The organism is Arthrobacter sp. Soil736 (assembly GCF_001428005.1).
GTDB lineage: Bacteria > Actinomycetota > Actinomycetes > Actinomycetales > Micrococcaceae > Arthrobacter.
Window position 1 is genome coordinate 282,986 of the sequence record NZ_LMSB01000012.1, and the last position, 15,438, is coordinate 298,423.

Genomic DNA, 15,438 nt, shown 5'->3' on the forward strand with positions numbered 1-15,438 from the left:
CGATCGCCAGCTATATGAATAGGACCATCCAACGGCGCAGCCTGTGGCAACGAAGCAAACGATGTCGACGCCGCCGAAAGCCGTGAAGAGGCATTGCCACACAGACAAACGTGAACTGAAAGAGAGAAATCACGTGACGGTCGAAGAATCTGGTCAGGCAGGTGATTTGTCACTGCCCCGCGCAGGAATGCCTGCGAACGGGACCGTACTTGCGTCCTCCAGGGATCATAAAGGAATCCGCTGGGAACCGGGAGAAAGGCTGGAACAGCTTTTCGAGGGCGTCTGTGACCAGCTTCGTGTGAGCGGCAGACAGGGTCATGTCGCCGTGGACACCGGGGACGATGTCCTTACGTACGATGAGCTTGATGGGCAGGCGAACAGCCTCGCCCGCCACCTGCTTCAACGCGGCGCCCGTCCGGGGGATAGGATCGCGCTACTGTTCGACGACGCCCTGCCGGCCTACACGGCAATGCTCGCCTCCTTAAAAATTGGTGCCGCATATGTGCCACTTGATCCCGGATTTCCGTCCGACCGCTTGGCCTACATCACCAACGACGCCGATGTGTCGTTGGTGCTCACCCTGACGAGCCTCAAGGACCGGCTGTCTGAGACCGCGGCCCCACTGCTCTGCCTGGACCGCGAGCGATCTTTCATCGAAAGGCATGACTCGTCCCGGCTTACCGATGATGAGCGCCGCGGTGACCCGGAAAGCTTGGCTTACATCATCTACACCTCCGGCTCGACGGGTCGCCCGAAGGGGGTGGCCATCGAGCACCCCAGTATCTGCAACTTCGTCAGGGTGGCCGCCGAAACGTACGGAATCAGACCCCAGGACCGTATTTATCAGGGCATGACCATCGCTTTCGACTTTTCCGTTGAGGAAATCTGGGTCCCGTGGATGGCCGGAGCAACGCTCGTTCCGAAGCCGCGCGGAACTAGTCTTATTGGCACAGACCTTGCCGAATACCTTACCGAGAAGCGGATCACAGCGCTGTGCTGCGTTCCAACGCTCCTGGCCACACTCGAGGATGATCTTCCGAATCTTAGATTCCTCCTTGTCTCCGGCGAAGCGTGCCCGCGCGACCTCATAGTCCGCTGGCATAGGCCGGGGCGCAGGTTCCTAAATGTCTACGGACCCACAGAGGCAACGGTCACGGCGACAATGTCTGTTGCCCATCCCGACCGTCCAGTCACCCTGGGTGAGCCCCTGCCGACCTACTCCGCCGTCATCCTGCACCTGGATGAAGGCAGAGCGCTTCCCTCAGGTGAGCTGGGAGAAATCGGGTTGGCGGGCGTTGGCCTCGCCAAAGGTTACGTCAATCGGGACGATCTCACGGAGAAGGCGTTTATCCCTGACTTTTTGGGAATAGGAAACAATCCGTCCGGACGAATCTACCGGACGGGCGATCTTGGGCGCATCAACGGGGATGGTGAGATTGAGTACTTCGGACGGATCGACACCCAGGTCAAAATTCGGGGCTACCGGATTGAACTTTCGGAGCTGGAATCTGTTCTGCTCCAGATGCCGGGGGTGGCTCAGGCCGCGGTTGGCACGTTTGAACCAGAACCGGGATTAACTGAGCTTGTCGCTTACTACAGCAGGCGGCGGGGTGCCGCCGAACTGGACGCCAGAATGATGCAAGACCACCTGCGGGAGATGGTGCCCGCATATATGGTTCCGGCTTACTTCGAGGAGCTTGACAGCCTGCCGATGCTTCCCAGTGACAAAGTCGACCGTAAAGGCCTTCCTGCGCCCAGCGGGACGCGGGTCACTTCCCGAAGCCGAGCGTTCGTGATGCCGTCCACAGACATTGAGAGACTACTCGCAGAAGCCCTGGCCTCGGCGCTGAGATGCGAGAGCGTTTCAGTCGAAGACCACTTCTTCAACGACCTCGGCGCAAATTCGATGCTAATGGCCAAGTTCTGCGCACGGGCAAGGGAGCTTGGTCACCCTGGAAATTTGTCGATGAAGGACACGTATCTCCGGCCAACGATCAGGAGCCTTGCCGCTGGGATGGCGATACAGAAAGCAGTACCAGCCTCGGCGGCCCCCATGCCCGCAGGACCTGTGCGGCGTGCCAGTACCGCAGAATATGTCCTTTGCGGGACCCTGCAGGCACTCACTTTCCTCGCCGGCGCCTTCCTCGGCGGTGCCGTGCTGGTGGCCTCCATCCGGATCCCGTCTGTAGGGAATTCGTGGCCGGAAGTGCTGGGCTTGTCCTTCATTTTCAGCGTGGCTCTGTTCCTGGCCGTGTGTCTCCTCCCGATTATCACCAAATGGCTCCTTATCGGCCAGTGGAAGGAGCAGGAGATACCCTTGTGGACCATCGCTTACTTTAGGTTCTGGCTCGTGAGGACGCTGATCCGTGCCAATCCCATGAGGTTCTTCCTGGGCTCACCGTTGTATGTCCTGTATCTGCGGGCACTCGGTGCAAAGATCGGCCGCGGAGTAGCCATCTTCGCCTCGGACGTCCCGGTATGCACGGATCTTCTGACCGTGGGCGATGGCACGGTCATCCGCAAGGACGCGACGTTCAACGGGTATCGAGCTGTCGATGGCGTCATTCAAACAGGCCCGGTGACCATCGGGCGCGATGCCCTGGTGGGTGAGGCATCAATAATGGAAGTGCGCACAGCACTCGGGAACGCCGCCCAGCTCGGCCACGTGTCGACTCTCTTTGCTGGGCAGGCGGTGCCCGCGGGGGAACGCTGGCACGGATCCCCGGCACAGCCGACCAGTGTGGACTACAGCTCGGTGGAGCCGGCAGAATGCGGTACGCGCAGGCGGGTGATGTACAGCATCTTCATGCTCCTGAGTCGCTTCGTCCTACTGGCACCCATTGGAATCAGCTCCATTGGAACGCTGATCTCCGGGTATCTGTCCGGCAGCCACCTCGATCACGCTTCCTGGGCTTTTTACCTGGACGCGCTAATATTCTCGCTCGCGTTGGTGCTAGGCGGAATTGTCCTGTCCTTGGCGATGGTTCTCACTGTCCCTCGACTCTTCGAATTGCTGGTCAGGCCAAACAAGACTTACCCCCTTTACGGTATTCACTATGGCGCCCACCGAACTGTCGGCAGGATCACTAACCTGAAAGCCCTAATGACCCTCACGGGTGACAGTTCGCTGATCCTGCATTACCTACGGATCCTCGGCTACAAGTTTCCCGGTGCGCGACAGACAGGCACGAATTTTGGTGTCGCCGTCAAGCACGAGAGTCCCTACCAGTGCACGGTCGGCAGCGGCACCATGGTGGCGGACGGTCTGTCCTTGATGAACGCCGACTATTCCAGCACGTCCTTCAAGGTGTCTCCCGTGACCATTGGGGCACAGAACTTCCTGGGAAACGGCATTTACTATCCCACCGGTGCCCGCACTGGGGACAACTGCCTCCTCGCAACGAAGGTCATGATTCCCATCGATGGCCCGATGAAGCAGGATGTGGGGCTTCTGGGTTCGCCGTGTTTTGAAATTCCACGGTCGGTCCTCCGCGATTCACAGTTCGATGATTTCCGGACCGGTGAGAAGTTCCGGAAGGGACTGGCTGGCAAGAACCGGCACAACGCGGTGACCATTGCCCTCTACATCGCGGTGCGGTGGTTGTTCCTCTTCGCGGTCCTCATGATTTTTTCCTTTGCCACCGTAACGCCTGGTGTCCCTGAATCTGTGAGTTCAGGGCTGGCAGTAATTGCCGTCTTCATCTTTTCCTTGATTTATTTCATTTTCGTCGAGTGGGCCACAATGGGCTTCAAGCGGCTGCAACCACGGTTTTGCTCAATCTACGAGAAGAATTTTTGGCGGCACGAGCGCTACTGGAAGCTCAGCGGAGCTGCGTTCTTTGGAATACTGAACGGTACTCCCTTCAAGGGACTGAGCTGGAGGATACTCGGCGCCCGCGTCGGGCGGCGCCTCTATGACGACGGCTGCGGCATTCCGGAGAAGAGCATTGTCAGCCTCGGCGACAACTGTATGCTCAACGCGGGCAGTGTCATCCAGTGCCACTCCATGGAGGACGGCGCTTTCAAGCTTGAGGGCATCCGGATAGGCTCCGACTGCACGCTGGGCGTCAAGTCCTTCGTGCACTACGGCGTAGCCATGGCGGATGGCGCAGTCTTGGAAGTCGATTCGTTCCTGATGAAGGGCGAGGAGGTTCCGCCGAACGGCTGGTTCGGCGGAAACCCGGCCTCATCCATGGGGGAGCATCATCCGGCAGGCGAGGGAACGCGGCATGCCCTCCGTGGCCGCCGGGCTGGGGCCCGCTTCAAGGACTAAGGAGTTCAGCTACCGGCCCTGTCCGCTTGCCCGCCGCGCGTGGTAGTATTCGCGGGCCTCATCTTGGCGCACCTTTTCCGCGCCGGTGGCGATCGCGGCACGCAGGTGCTCCGGGCCGTAACCGAAAGCGTCCACCAGATCCAGCGCATGCGGGCGGATCTTGGTCAGCAGCCGGTTGATGTACTCGCCCACGGTGCGCCCGCGCTGCATGGAGAGCCTGCCGTTCATGAGGTACCAGGACAGGTTCTTCTCGATCAGGGACAGTCCGAACAGGTCCCTGAGCCACGTGAGGACGGTCTTGGTACCCGGGTCCGTGACCTTGCCGAGTGCCTCCGTGAATGCTTCCCACTGCAGCAGTTCGGCGTGGGCCTTGGCTGCATCGATAAGTTCGTCCTGGTGCTGGTTGAACACTGAAGCAGCCTGGGCCTGCGGCAGCTTGTTGGCGCCCTTGAGGGCAGCTCCGGCCTCGGCAACCATCGTCTGCACCCGGTCTGTCAGCAGCGCCCGCTGGCCTTCCTCATCGCGCAGGGCAATTGCTGCCTTCTGGGGGAGCCCGTTATCGGCGACGAACTGTGCCACTCCCCGGAGCCCGGTCCGGTGGACCGCGGTTCCTGCCGCCTGGTTGACCACGTAGCGCGCGAGGACCCCGAACCTGACACTGCGGAATTCCTTGGCGTAGTCGGCAAGCAGCCGCTTGGCCACCAGCTGGAGAAGGACCGTGTTGTCGCCCTCGAAAGTGACATAGACGTCGAGGTCGGCACGGAGCGACGCGAAGCGGTTTTCGATCAGGAACCCGGCGCCGCCGCAGGCCTCACGGCACTCCTGCAGGGTGTCGAGGGCGTGCCAGGTGCTGAGCGGCTTGAGGGCAGCGGCCAGGGTCTCCAGGTCCTGCCGGTCCTCATCAGTGTCGTGCGCGCCGGAGAAGACATCATCGAACTTGTGCAGCAGCTGCTCGTGGGCGAACGCGGCAGCGTAGGTGGTTGCCAGACGGGTGAAGAGCCGGCGCTGGTGCCGCTGGTAGTCGAGGAGGACCTCTTCTTCGGTGGCGGACGAGGCGTTGAACTGGCGGCGCTCGGTGGCGTAGGTGATGGCAGTCTTGAGTGCGAGCTTGGAGGCGGCCACAGCAGCGCCGTCGAGGCTGACCCGGCCCTGGACGAGGGTGCCCAGCATGGTGAAGAAGCGCCGGCCGGGGCTGGCGATCGGGGAGCTGTAGTTCCCGGCGGCGTCCACATCGCCGTAGCGGTTCAGCAGGTTGGTGCGGGGGACCCGGACATTGCTGAAGTGCAGGCGCCCGTTGTCGATCCCGTTCAGGCCGCCCTTGACGCCGTCGTCCTCGCCGCCTATCCCGGGCAGGAATTCCTTCGTGTCGGGATCACGGAGATCGACATAGAAGGCATGGACCCCGTGGTTCACGCCGCGTGTGACCAGCTGGGCGAACACCACGGCGCCAAGGCCGTCAATGGCGGCGTTGCCGATGTAGTCCTTCCAAGCCGCACGGAATGGTGTGTTGATAACGAATTCCTGTGTGCCGGCATCGAAGGTGGCGGTGGTGGCGATGCTGGCGACATCCGAGCCGTGTCCTGTCTCCGTCATGGCGAAGCACCCCGGGATGTCCAGGTTCATAATGCCCGGCAGCCACTTCGATTGGTGCTCGCCCGTGCCCAGGTGCATCACGGCGGAACCGAAGAGGCCCCACTGCACGCCGGCCTTGATCTGCAGGGACGGGTCGGCAGTGACCAGTTCCTCGAAGCCTGCAATGTTGCCGCCGTGGTCGTCCGAGCCGCCGAGGGCCGCCGGGAAGGCGCGGTGGACGGCGTCGTTGTCCACGAGGTAGCGAAGCTGGCCGAACGTGCGCTGCCGGTGTTCGGTATGGGTGAGGCCTTCCGTCTTGTGCAGTTCCGGGCGGCCGGCAAGCACGCGTGCCTGGCGTCGGACGTCTGCCCATTTGCCGAGCAGCTGCTCACCCAGCGCGGCGACGTCGACGGCGGGCTGTCCTGCCGGGGCGGGACGGGAGGATGTGCCCGTAGGGCGGTCCGCTACTTCAGTCATGTCTTTTCCTTCGTTGGTTCTGACAATTTGAGGGTTACTGAACGTCGGTAAGTTCGGGTGCGATGCCCACACACAACCAGGCGGTGATCTGGCGGGCCATGGTCTCCTGGTCCGGCTTCGCAGGGGAGTCCGGGCTGGCCAGCCATTGTTCGCCCGCATTGCGGACCAGTCCGATCGCCGCGTTCGGCCAGTAGCCGATCACCGCTTCCTTGCCCTCGCCGAGGTGCGCGCGCATGGGCCGGGCGATCATGTCCGCGATGGAGTCGAAGAAGTGCCCCAGCGCGCCGGCCGTGGCAATGGCGGCGGGGCCGCCGTCGGGATCTGCCGCTGAATAGCGGGTCACGAAGGTATAGACGTTGGGGCTGGTCTCGGCCATCTGGAGGTACGCGGAGACCATGGCGAACAGCCCTTCACGCGGGGTCTGGGCGCTTTGGGCCGCTTCCCGGATGCGGCGCTGCATCTGGCTGAGCACCACTTCACCCACGGCCTGCTGCAGCCCGGCCTTGTCACCGAAGTACCGGTAGAAGACCGACTTGGACGTGCCGGCCGCCGTGGCGATGTCCTCCATGGAGGCATCGCTGCCCAGAGCGTGAACAGCCCGCCGGGCAGACTTGATGAGCTCGCGCCGGCGCTCCTCGCGGTGGGACTGCCACCTGGAAGCACGGCCATCGACGGCCGCGGTTCCGGACAGGGGGTCTCCATCAGTCTGCCTCGTATTCACGATACCCAGCGTATCAGGTACGCTGGGTATCGATAACTCGCCCCGGACCTAAGGAGACACCGCATGTCCATCGACGGACAGTCAGTAAATGGACCCGAGGAGCCCGCTGTGTCGCGGGCCGCTTCATCCGCACAGGCCGTACGCCGCGCCGTGGTGGTGGGCGGTAACAGGATTCCGTTCGCCCGGACGGGCGGGGCCTACACCAAGTCGTCCAACCAGGACATGCTCACGGCCGCCCTGGACGGACTGATCGCCCGCTTCGGGCTGCAGGACGAGCGCATCGGCGAAGTTGCCGCCGGCGCAGTGCTGAAGCACTCGCGGGATTTCAACCTGACCCGTGAGGCCGTGCTGGGTTCTGCGCTCTCTGCGGAAACACCGGCCTACGACCTCCAGCAGGCCTGCGCCACGGGACTGGAAACGGTGCTGGGCCTGGCCAACAAGATCAAGCTCGGACAGATTGAGTCCGCCATCGCCGGCGGTGTCGACTCGGCCTCCGACGCACCGATCGCCGTCAGCGAGGGACTGCGGGAAATCCTGCTCGACCTCAGCCGGGCCAAGTCGCTGCCGCAGCGCCTGCAGATCCTCGCCCGCCTGCGTCCCAAGGATCTGGCGCCGGACGCGCCGAATACAGGCGAGCCACGCACAGGCCTGTCCATGGGGGAGCACCAGGCACTGACCACTGCCCAGTGGAAGATCACGCGTGAGGCCCAGGACGAACTGGCCTACAACAGTCACCGCAACCTGGCGGCCGCCTACGACGCCGGGTTCTTCGATGACCTCCTCACTCCGTACCGCGGGCTCACCAGGGACTCCAACCTCAGGGCCGATACCAGCCTCGACAAGCTGGCGTCGCTGAAGCCGGTCTTCGGCCGGAATCTTGGATCCGAGGCCACCATGACCGCAGGCAATTCCACTCCGTTGACCGACGGCGCTTCCACCGTGCTGCTTGCGTCGGAGGAGTGGGCGGACCAGCACGACCTGCCCAAGCTCGCCACAATTCTTGACGGCGAGGCCGCCGCCGTGGATTTTGTGCACGGCAAGGACGGTCTCCTGATGGCTCCGGCCTTGGCCGTGCCGCGTCTGCTGGCGCGCAACGGCCTGACGCTGGATGACATCGACTACTTCGAGATCCACGAGGCGTTTGCCGGTACTGTGCTGAGCACGCTGGCCGCCTGGGAAGACGAGGAATTCGGACGGACCAGGCTGGGGCTGGAAGGAGCGTTCGGGAAGGTGGACCGTTCCAGGCTGAACGTCAACGGCTCGTCGCTCGCCGCGGGCCACCCGTTCGCCGCTACCGGCGGACGCATCGTGGCGTCGCTCGCCAAGATGCTGCACGAGAAGGGCGCCGCCGACGGGCGTCCCGCCCTCGGCCTGGTCTCCATCTGCGCCGCTGGCGGCCAGGGAGTCGTCGCACTGCTCGAAGCACACTAGGGGATTCTCATGACAGACACTTACACGCGGCTGGTCAGCAAGGGCGTCGGCCGGGATGTTGCGAAGAAACTCGGGCTCCCGCAGCCGGCCTTGCTCCGGCGCTATGAACCCGGCCAACCCCTGGTCAACGGCCCGCTGCTGGTTGTGGGTTCGAGCACGGGAGCAGATGCGCTGGCGACCGATCTTCTTGCGTGGGACCTGGACGTCCGGCGCCATGCCGTCCCCCGGGAAAAGCTCGGCGGGATCGTGCTGGTCCTCGACGAACTCGAAAAGCCAAGCGACCTTGAGGAGCCGGTCCTGAGGGCGGCGCCCTCCTTGCGGGACCTTGCTCCGAACGGACGGGTCGTCACCGTTTCGCGCGAGCCCGGCGGCACTCCGGCCGCTGCGGCCGCCCGGCAGGGTGTCGACGGGCTGCTCCGCTCGCTGGCCAAGGAGCTCCGTGCCGGTGCCACGGGCAACGGCATTCTTCTGGCTGACGGGGTCGGCGCCACGGCGCCGGGAGCGCTGGGGGCGCTCCGGTTCTTCCTTTCCGCGCGGTCCGCATTCGTGGACGGCCAGTTCGTGCGGGTCGGTTCTTCGGACGGCAAGCTTCCCGACGACGTCGACACACCGCTCGCAGGAAAGGTCGCCGTCGTGACGGGTGCCGCGCGCGGGATCGGTGCCGCGATTGCCCGGACGCTCCACCGGGACGGCGCGACGGTGGTGGCGGTCGATATCCCGGCCGCAGGGGACCACCTGGCCGAGGTCGCCAATGAGGTGAGAGGAACAGCCCTGCAGCTGGACATCACCCGGGACAATGCCGGCGCCAGGATCATTGACCATGCTGTCGGCCGCCACGGGCGCCTGGACATTGTGGTCCACAACGCGGGCATCACCAGGGACAAGCTGCTCGTCAACATGGACCACTCCCGCTGGAGCTCTGTGATCGACGTGAACATCGCCGCCCAGCTTCGCATCAACGACGCCCTCCTGGCTTCCGAGCATTTCCGTTCCTCGCCTCGCATCGTGTCCGTTGCTTCCACCAGCGGTATCGCCGGCAACCGTGGCCAGACGAATTATGCTGCCTCCAAAGGCGGGGTGATGGGCATGGTTCGAGCCACGGCGCCTTTGTTGGCCAGGCACGGCGGTTCGGTCAACGCCGTGGCGCCGGGCTTCATCGAAACGGAGATGACCGCCCGCATGCCGTTCGCCATGCGTGAGATCGCGCGGCGGCTGAATTCCCTGCAGCAGGGCGGGCGCCCCCAGGACGTTGCCGAGGCCATTGCCTTCCTCGCCAGCGACGCTGCCGGCGGCATTTCCGGAGAAGTGCTTCGGGTGTGCGGACAAAACATGGTGGGAGCATGAGCAGCGCCCAGCCCGTCATCCTGGGAGAGATGCCGTCCCTCTCGAAGCTGTACGTGAATGCGGCCGCCGCGGCTGCCCGGCGCCGGATCCTGGGTTCCCATAACAGCACGGCCCTGCCCCTGGTAAGCCACGAAGTCAGGGGAGTCCTGGCCGACGTCGGAAATCTCACGGCCTATCAGCACCTCCTGGGTGAAAGTGCCAGTGATATTCTGCCCGCCGGTTTCATCCATGCGCTGGCGTTCCCGGTGGCCATGAGCGTCATGAACCGTGACGACTTTCCGTTGCCACTCCTTGGAATGATCCATCTGCGCAATGTCGTTGAGCATCGCAGCCCCGTGAGGTTTACCGAACCGGTGGATATTACGGCCTGGACCGAAAACCTTCGGGCGCACCGCGCCGGAACTCAACTGGACATCGTGGCCGAGGTCCGCGGGCCCGGCGAAGCAACGGTCCGCTGGCGTGGCGTCTCGACGTATCTGGCGAAGGGTGTTTTCCTGCCCGGAATCGATAAGGCCGCGGCCGCCGTGCAACCTGCGGTGTTCAAGGCACCGGATCCCACTGCGCTCTGGCAGCTCGGGGTCGACGCGGGGCGTGCGTATGCTGCAGTTTCGGGAGACTTCAATCCCATCCACCTCAGCGTGCTTTCCGCCAAGGCTCTGGGCCTGCGCCGTTCAATTGCGCACGGCATGTACCTCGCGTCCAGGGCGCTGGCGGACGTCGGTGCCGCCAAGGGCGAGGCTTTCCGCTGGGAGGTCAGTTTCGAGGCGCCGGTGTTCCTTCCCGCGAAGGTGGCTCTGGACATCTCCACGGCGCAGACGGAGGGCGCGGCCTGGCTGCGTTCCGACTACGTGGCCTGGAGCCCGCGGTCCGGCCGGAAGCACTTCAGCGGATCCGTGACGGCGCTGTAGTTCCGTCCGCGGACGGCCGGCTCACCGGCCGTCCGTACGGGCAACGCGCAGTATCCGGTGCAGGCTCAGCATGATGGATTCCGCGGCGCCGGGTGCGTCTGCGTCGACGTCCTCGGAGGTGATGCGGACTTCGAGGGCATCGACTGCGGCGCGGGCCGCACTCAGCAGCTCAGCCTGCCGGCCGGCGTCGTCCTCCTCCGCAGAGCGGAGCACTTCGCTGACTGCCGTCAGGGCTTCCGCCAGCGGCTCGCTGTACGGCAGCGGGATGGTGAAGGGCATGTCCTTGCTCCAGATCACGTCAGTCAGCACCTCGGTCATGTCCTGGATGTGGAAGGTGACGCGCTCCAGGTCCCGGACGTTACGGTAGTCCAGGTTCACATCGCGGGGATGGAAACGGCGGCGGGGGTTGGCCTCCCTGCTGGCATCGGCTTTTTCGACGGCGGCGCGGACGGCCCTGGCCGATCCGGCCAGTTCTTCGGACCTGCGGGACCACTCCTGGTGCTCCGGCGGCCATTTTTCGTGCATCGCCTCTCCCATGTCTGACAGCTGGCGGGCCAGCGCGAGACGGAGTTCAGCCAGGCTCAGGGCGGCTGCATTGAAGTGGAGGGGCGGGAATACGACCATGTTCACCACGATGCCCACCGCCACGCCCACGCCCATCTGGAGCAGGTATCCGAACGAGAAGTCGTCGGGGTTGTGTCCGCCCACGAGCAGGACCAGCAGCGCCGCCGTCGGGATCCAGTCCCGGCCGGCGCCCAGACGGGGTAGCCCGGCCAGCAGGACACCGAGGGCCATCACAACGCCCACGGTGAGGGGAGTGGCGCCGAAGCTGATCAGGAGGAAGGCAAGGCCGATGCCCGCCGCCAGTCCCACGAGCGTTTGCAAACCTTGCCGCATGGAGCCGGCGACGTTTTCGTACATGGCCACCAGCGCACCAAGTGGAGCATAGTACGGATACTGCGCCGCGGCGCCCGGCATCAGCGGAGCGATCAGGAACGCGAGGCCCGCGGCCAGGCCGGCTTTGGCGGCCAGTTGCATCCGCGGTGCGGCGCGGGCACGGGCCACCCTTCCTGCAGTGACCCGCCAGAGTTTCCGGGGCAGCGGTTCCCGGGCCGTTGTGTCCTGCTTCGAGGTGCTCATCCGGCCCCACAGTAGGACCGCCGCCCGTGTGAGGCAAGTGGACTAACCCTCAACCCCGGAGCCGGGTGAGACTGTGTTCAGGAGGCGCCGTGTCCCGGGGCCACTTCTTCCCCGGTTCTCGGTCATTGACCCAGCCTATGTCGCTGCGGCAAGAACCTTCGAGATCGGCTGCCAGGCCACTAACCATGAAGCCCCCACCAGTGTGGCGAAGAGCACGATCCAGACGCCCGAGGGCACCGCGGTGGCGCGGTAGAGGATGTAGGCGTCGGACGTCCGCAACTGGTCGCGGCGGCGGAGGTGGACATTGGTGAGCTTGGCCAGGTCACGCACTGAGGCCACGAGCAGCGCCAGCCCCAGGACGATGGCCACGTGCCCGGTAAAGGCAGCGGGGACCGTGATGATCATGGTGGCCGATGCAAGTACCGCCGCCAGGAGGATGAACACGCCCGCGACGTTGCGGACGAACATTAGCGCCGCCAGCAGAATCAGCAGCCCGGCGGACATGGCAGCAGGCCCCCACCCGGTGAAGCCGGACCATACGAGCGCGGCACCCGTCATGCCGGGAACGGGATACCCCCAGAACCCCGACCACACCGCGGCGAACCGGCCTCGGGTGTAGGAGGTGGTGGTGCCGGAATGGTTGAGTCGCAGCTGGATGCCGCCGAGCCGCTGGCCACTCGTGAGGGCGGCAAAAGCGTGCCCCAGTTCGTGGGTTACTGTCGCGAACAGCCCGAAGTACCGCCAGGTTGCGCGCGGGACCGAGAGAATTACGGCAATTACGACGACGGCCAGGAGTTCGGTGACAGATACCGCGGGAATGTCGGACTGGGCGAAGCCGGAAGCCACGCGGTCCCACCATAGTTGCGGGAGGGACGGTGCGGCTGCTTCGAAGTAAACCATAGGACTCTAGGCTACCGCCGGACTACTTCAGGTTGAGTCGTCCCGGTCTGAGGCCGGCCGCTTGGAGGGCGGTCAAAGCCTGTGCGACTCCTGCTGCCGTTCCGCCGCCGGGTTGGTTGGCATGGGCAATAATGATGTCCCCGGGCTTGGCCGCAGCGACTTCGCCAAAAACAACAGGGGCAGGGTAGGTCGCGCCGCCGTCGCCGTTGATGCTGAATGACACAGGGATCAGCCCGAGTTCCCTCACGATGGCGGCGGAGACCTCGTCGAGGTAGGCGGTTCCCGGACGGAAGTACCGGGCGGGCTTGCCGGTGAGCCGGTGCAGTGCAGCCTGGTTGACCATGACTTCGTCGTAGACCTCTGCCGCGCTGGCGGTGCCTTGGATTCCGTAAGCGCTGCGGCCGCAAACCGAGAGCGGAATATGTTTGGTGCCGTGGTTGCCGATCTCGAAAAGAGGGTTTTCCGCCAAGGACTTGGCGACTCCGGGATTTGCCTGGATCCAGCGGAAATTGAGGAAGAACGTGGCCCGGGTCCCCGTGCGCTGCAGCGTGTCGATGAGTTCTTGGTCAACGCCGTTCCCGCCTGGACCTCCACAGCAGTCAAAGGTCAGGGCGATCGTGCGTCCGCCGCCCGTGAGGTTCGCGGCAGTCCCCGGCACATGGAGGCCCCACGTCCCCGGGGCTTTGCCGGTGAAGTCAGCCACGATGCGGCCTCTGGTCGGCGCCGCGGGCAGGCGGCTGGGAGCCGGGCGGGGCGGCCGCCGGGTCTCCGGCGGGAGGGACGAGCCTGCCGCCTGGGGATCCGGCAGGGGACGCAGAGCAGCAGGCAGGGTCGCCGTCGGAGGTTTTGCCGGAGCGTCTGTGACTGGTGCGGCCACCGTCGATGCCGCTGTGCTTCCCGTCCCTTCGCTTCGGTTCGCAGGACCGCAGCCGCTGAGGGCCACGGCTACTGAGGCAAGCGTAAAAAGCCGGCGGCCTATTTTCGCGCTCCGAAGATTTCGGCCGTGCGGTTCCATTTGTTTATTCCTCCCCGGGCGGGGTAGCAGCCCCAAACCTTGACAACCATAACCGGAATCTTCGGCCCGTCTGGCTGCGGCATGCGGGTGGAACCGAGAGTGGTGGTAAGCCGATTTCCAGAGACGTGACTGCCGAGGCTGCGGGTCCTAGTGAGAACGAGTGCAGGGGTACACCATTGAAGTATTAAGAGCTACCGAAAGGACGAGATCATGGGCACGCTGAAAGAACGCCTGCACGCTGACGTTGTTATCCACATGAAGGACGGCAACAGGGTGGCGCTCACCACGGTGCGCAATGTCCTGGGCGAGATCGAAACGCGCGAGAAGTCAGGCAAGACACCCATAGAACTGGACGATGCCCAGGTGACCGCCCTCCTGCAGAAGGAAGCGGCACAGCGCCATGACACTGCCCGCGTCTACAAGGACGCCGGCCAGGAGGAACGTGCCGCCGCTGAATTGGCAGAAGCCGAGGTCATCCAGGCGTACCTGCCACAGCCGCTGACCGCAGCCGAAGTGGAAACCATCGTTGACGAGGCGATCGAAGCCCTGAAGGCCGACGGCGTGGAGCTGTCCGTCCGGCACATGGGCGAGGTGATGAAGCCCGTCACCGCCAGGGTTGCCGGACGTTTCGACGGCAAAGCCGTCAGCGAGATCGTGCGGAGCCGCCTCGCCTAGCCCGGAGTTGCCTCGCCCGGAGCCTTCGACATGGCCGGGTCTGGACCGCGCTGGCCGTGCGGGATAGCTTCAGGGTATGAAGCGGACTGCGCGTCTCGTAGCGGTCGGGCTGGTGGTGTCGGCGGCCGCCGGTTGCGGCTTGTTGCCCGGTGCGGGCGCGGAAGTTTGTGTTGACTGGGTCTGGTTTGAGACTCCACAGGCGCAGTTTGACGCGGCCGAGCTGGTGGTCATCGGAAGGTCCGTTCGCCGTGACGGGGAATCAGCCATCTACGGCTACGCTGCCCGGGCCCATGTGGTGGAAGTGGAGTCGGTGTTGAAGGGTCAGCCGGGTCCCGGCCCCCTGCGCATTGTCTCGATGCCGCCGACCTGCACCGGGGGCGAACCGTATCCGGACGGCGATCCGCTGGAGACGACGCGGCGGGTCCTCATCTACGCCACCGAACAGAATCACCACTGGTTCACGATGACACCGGCCCAGGGCGTCCTGCCGTTCGACCGCGGGGCCCGGCTTCCCTTCAACCCCGGCCCGTGACCTCTGCCACCAGCAGGCTGGCCAGCGCGGCTACGAACGGAGGGCGCGAAGAGCTCCGCGAACCGCAAACCCCGTTGCGCAGACCAAGGGGACGAGGCCGGCCAGCAGGGCAATCGTGTTGGGCCGGAACACCGGGTTGCCCCGGCTGCCGCGGCTGTAAACGCCGAGCGGGAAAACTACTCCACCGCCGCCTCCGCCCGAAGCGCCTCCGCCGTCCGGTTCGGCGTCGCTGCCTCCGCCGAAGCCGAACGAAACCAGGGCGACGGGCACGAACTCCTCGCCGTCGCCGAGCCTGACCGGAGCGCCGTAGGCTCTGGCCACCCCAACGTTCTTGAACGCTTCAATAAGAGAGGAATACGCATCAGCCATGGCACCACCCTAAGCCCGCTGCCGGCGGAGCTCCAGGGCTGTTAACGGAGGCCCCCGCCCGGGCCCCGCGCTACCGATCCG

General features: G+C 64.7%; 12 protein-coding genes. 6 read left to right on the forward strand and 6 right to left on the reverse strand.

What is annotated here, in order from left to right; translation table 11 throughout:
• Positions 1-43: 43 nt before the first annotated feature.
• Positions 44-4,273 carry a Pls/PosA family non-ribosomal peptide synthetase gene (locus ASG92_RS09685; RefSeq protein WP_240987067.1) on the forward strand — a complete coding sequence of 1,410 codons (4,230 nt, stop codon included), beginning with the start codon at positions 44-46 and terminating at the stop codon, positions 4,271-4,273.
• Positions 4,274-4,282: 9 nt separating this feature from the next.
• On the opposite strand, the gene ASG92_RS09690 is transcribed toward ASG92_RS09685, so the two are convergent.
• Entirely contained in the window at positions 4,283-6,322 is a 2,040-nt protein-coding gene (locus ASG92_RS09690; protein ID WP_056627177.1) for an acyl-CoA dehydrogenase, read from the reverse strand.
• A 34-nt stretch (positions 6,323-6,356) separates the two neighbouring features.
• A complete protein-coding gene (locus ASG92_RS09695; protein ID WP_240987068.1) occupies positions 6,357-7,043 on the reverse strand; it encodes a TetR/AcrR family transcriptional regulator in 687 nt (228 codons plus the stop codon).
• Between the two features lie 63 nt (positions 7,044-7,106).
• Between ASG92_RS09695 and ASG92_RS09700 the strand changes: the two genes are divergently transcribed.
• The 3 genes from ASG92_RS09700 to ASG92_RS09710 are packed head-to-tail and all read left to right on the forward strand — an operon-like array spanning position 7,107 to position 10,726.
• Entirely contained in the window at positions 7,107-8,474 is a 1,368-nt protein-coding gene (locus ASG92_RS09700) for an acetyl-CoA C-acetyltransferase (protein ID WP_056627181.1), read from the forward strand.
• 9 nt (positions 8,475-8,483) lie between these two features.
• Entirely contained in the window at positions 8,484-9,818 is a 1,335-nt protein-coding gene (locus tag ASG92_RS09705; RefSeq protein WP_056627183.1) for a 3-oxoacyl-ACP reductase, read from the forward strand.
• Positions 9,815-10,726, forward strand: coding sequence for a MaoC/PaaZ C-terminal domain-containing protein (locus ASG92_RS09710; protein ID WP_056627185.1), 912 nt, complete (start codon positions 9,815-9,817; stop codon positions 10,724-10,726). Before ASG92_RS09705 ends, ASG92_RS09710 begins: the two co-directional genes overlap by 4 nt.
• A gap of 21 nt (positions 10,727-10,747) precedes the next feature.
• Here the strand turns inward: ASG92_RS09710 and ASG92_RS09715 are convergent, their stop codons facing one another.
• The 3 genes from ASG92_RS09715 to ASG92_RS27245 all read right to left on the reverse strand — a co-directional run bounded on the left by ASG92_RS09715 (position 10,748) and on the right by ASG92_RS27245 (position 13,469).
• Positions 10,748-11,764 carry an aromatic acid exporter family protein gene (locus tag ASG92_RS09715; RefSeq protein WP_056627447.1) on the reverse strand — a complete coding sequence of 339 codons (1,017 nt, stop codon included), beginning with the start codon at positions 11,762-11,764 and terminating at the stop codon, positions 10,748-10,750.
• A gap of 237 nt (positions 11,765-12,001) precedes the next feature.
• On the reverse strand, positions 12,002-12,766 hold the full coding sequence (locus tag ASG92_RS09720; RefSeq protein WP_056627187.1) for a M50 family metallopeptidase: 765 nt from the start codon (positions 12,764-12,766) through the stop codon (positions 12,002-12,004).
• 22 nt (positions 12,767-12,788) lie between these two features.
• Positions 12,789-13,469, reverse strand: coding sequence for a polysaccharide deacetylase family protein (locus tag ASG92_RS27245; protein WP_240987069.1), 681 nt, complete (start codon positions 13,467-13,469; stop codon positions 12,789-12,791).
• Between the two features lie 522 nt (positions 13,470-13,991).
• On the opposite strand from ASG92_RS27245, the gene ASG92_RS09730 reads away from it, so the two are divergent.
• Positions 13,992-14,456 (forward strand): GatB/YqeY domain-containing protein, encoded by a 465-nt coding sequence (locus ASG92_RS09730; RefSeq protein ID WP_056627189.1) that lies wholly within the window; start codon positions 13,992-13,994, stop codon positions 14,454-14,456.
• Between the two features lie 76 nt (positions 14,457-14,532).
• Positions 14,533-14,988, forward strand: a complete 456-nt coding sequence (locus ASG92_RS09735) for a hypothetical protein (RefSeq protein ID WP_056627192.1) — start codon at positions 14,533-14,535, stop codon at positions 14,986-14,988.
• Positions 14,989-15,018: 30 nt separating this feature from the next.
• Here ASG92_RS09735 and ASG92_RS09740 read toward each other — a convergent pair whose 3' ends face one another.
• Positions 15,019-15,357: a hypothetical protein gene (locus ASG92_RS09740; RefSeq protein ID WP_056627193.1), complete on the reverse strand. Its 339-nt coding sequence runs from the start codon at positions 15,355-15,357 to the stop codon at positions 15,019-15,021.
• Positions 15,358-15,438: the final 81 nt, after the last annotated feature.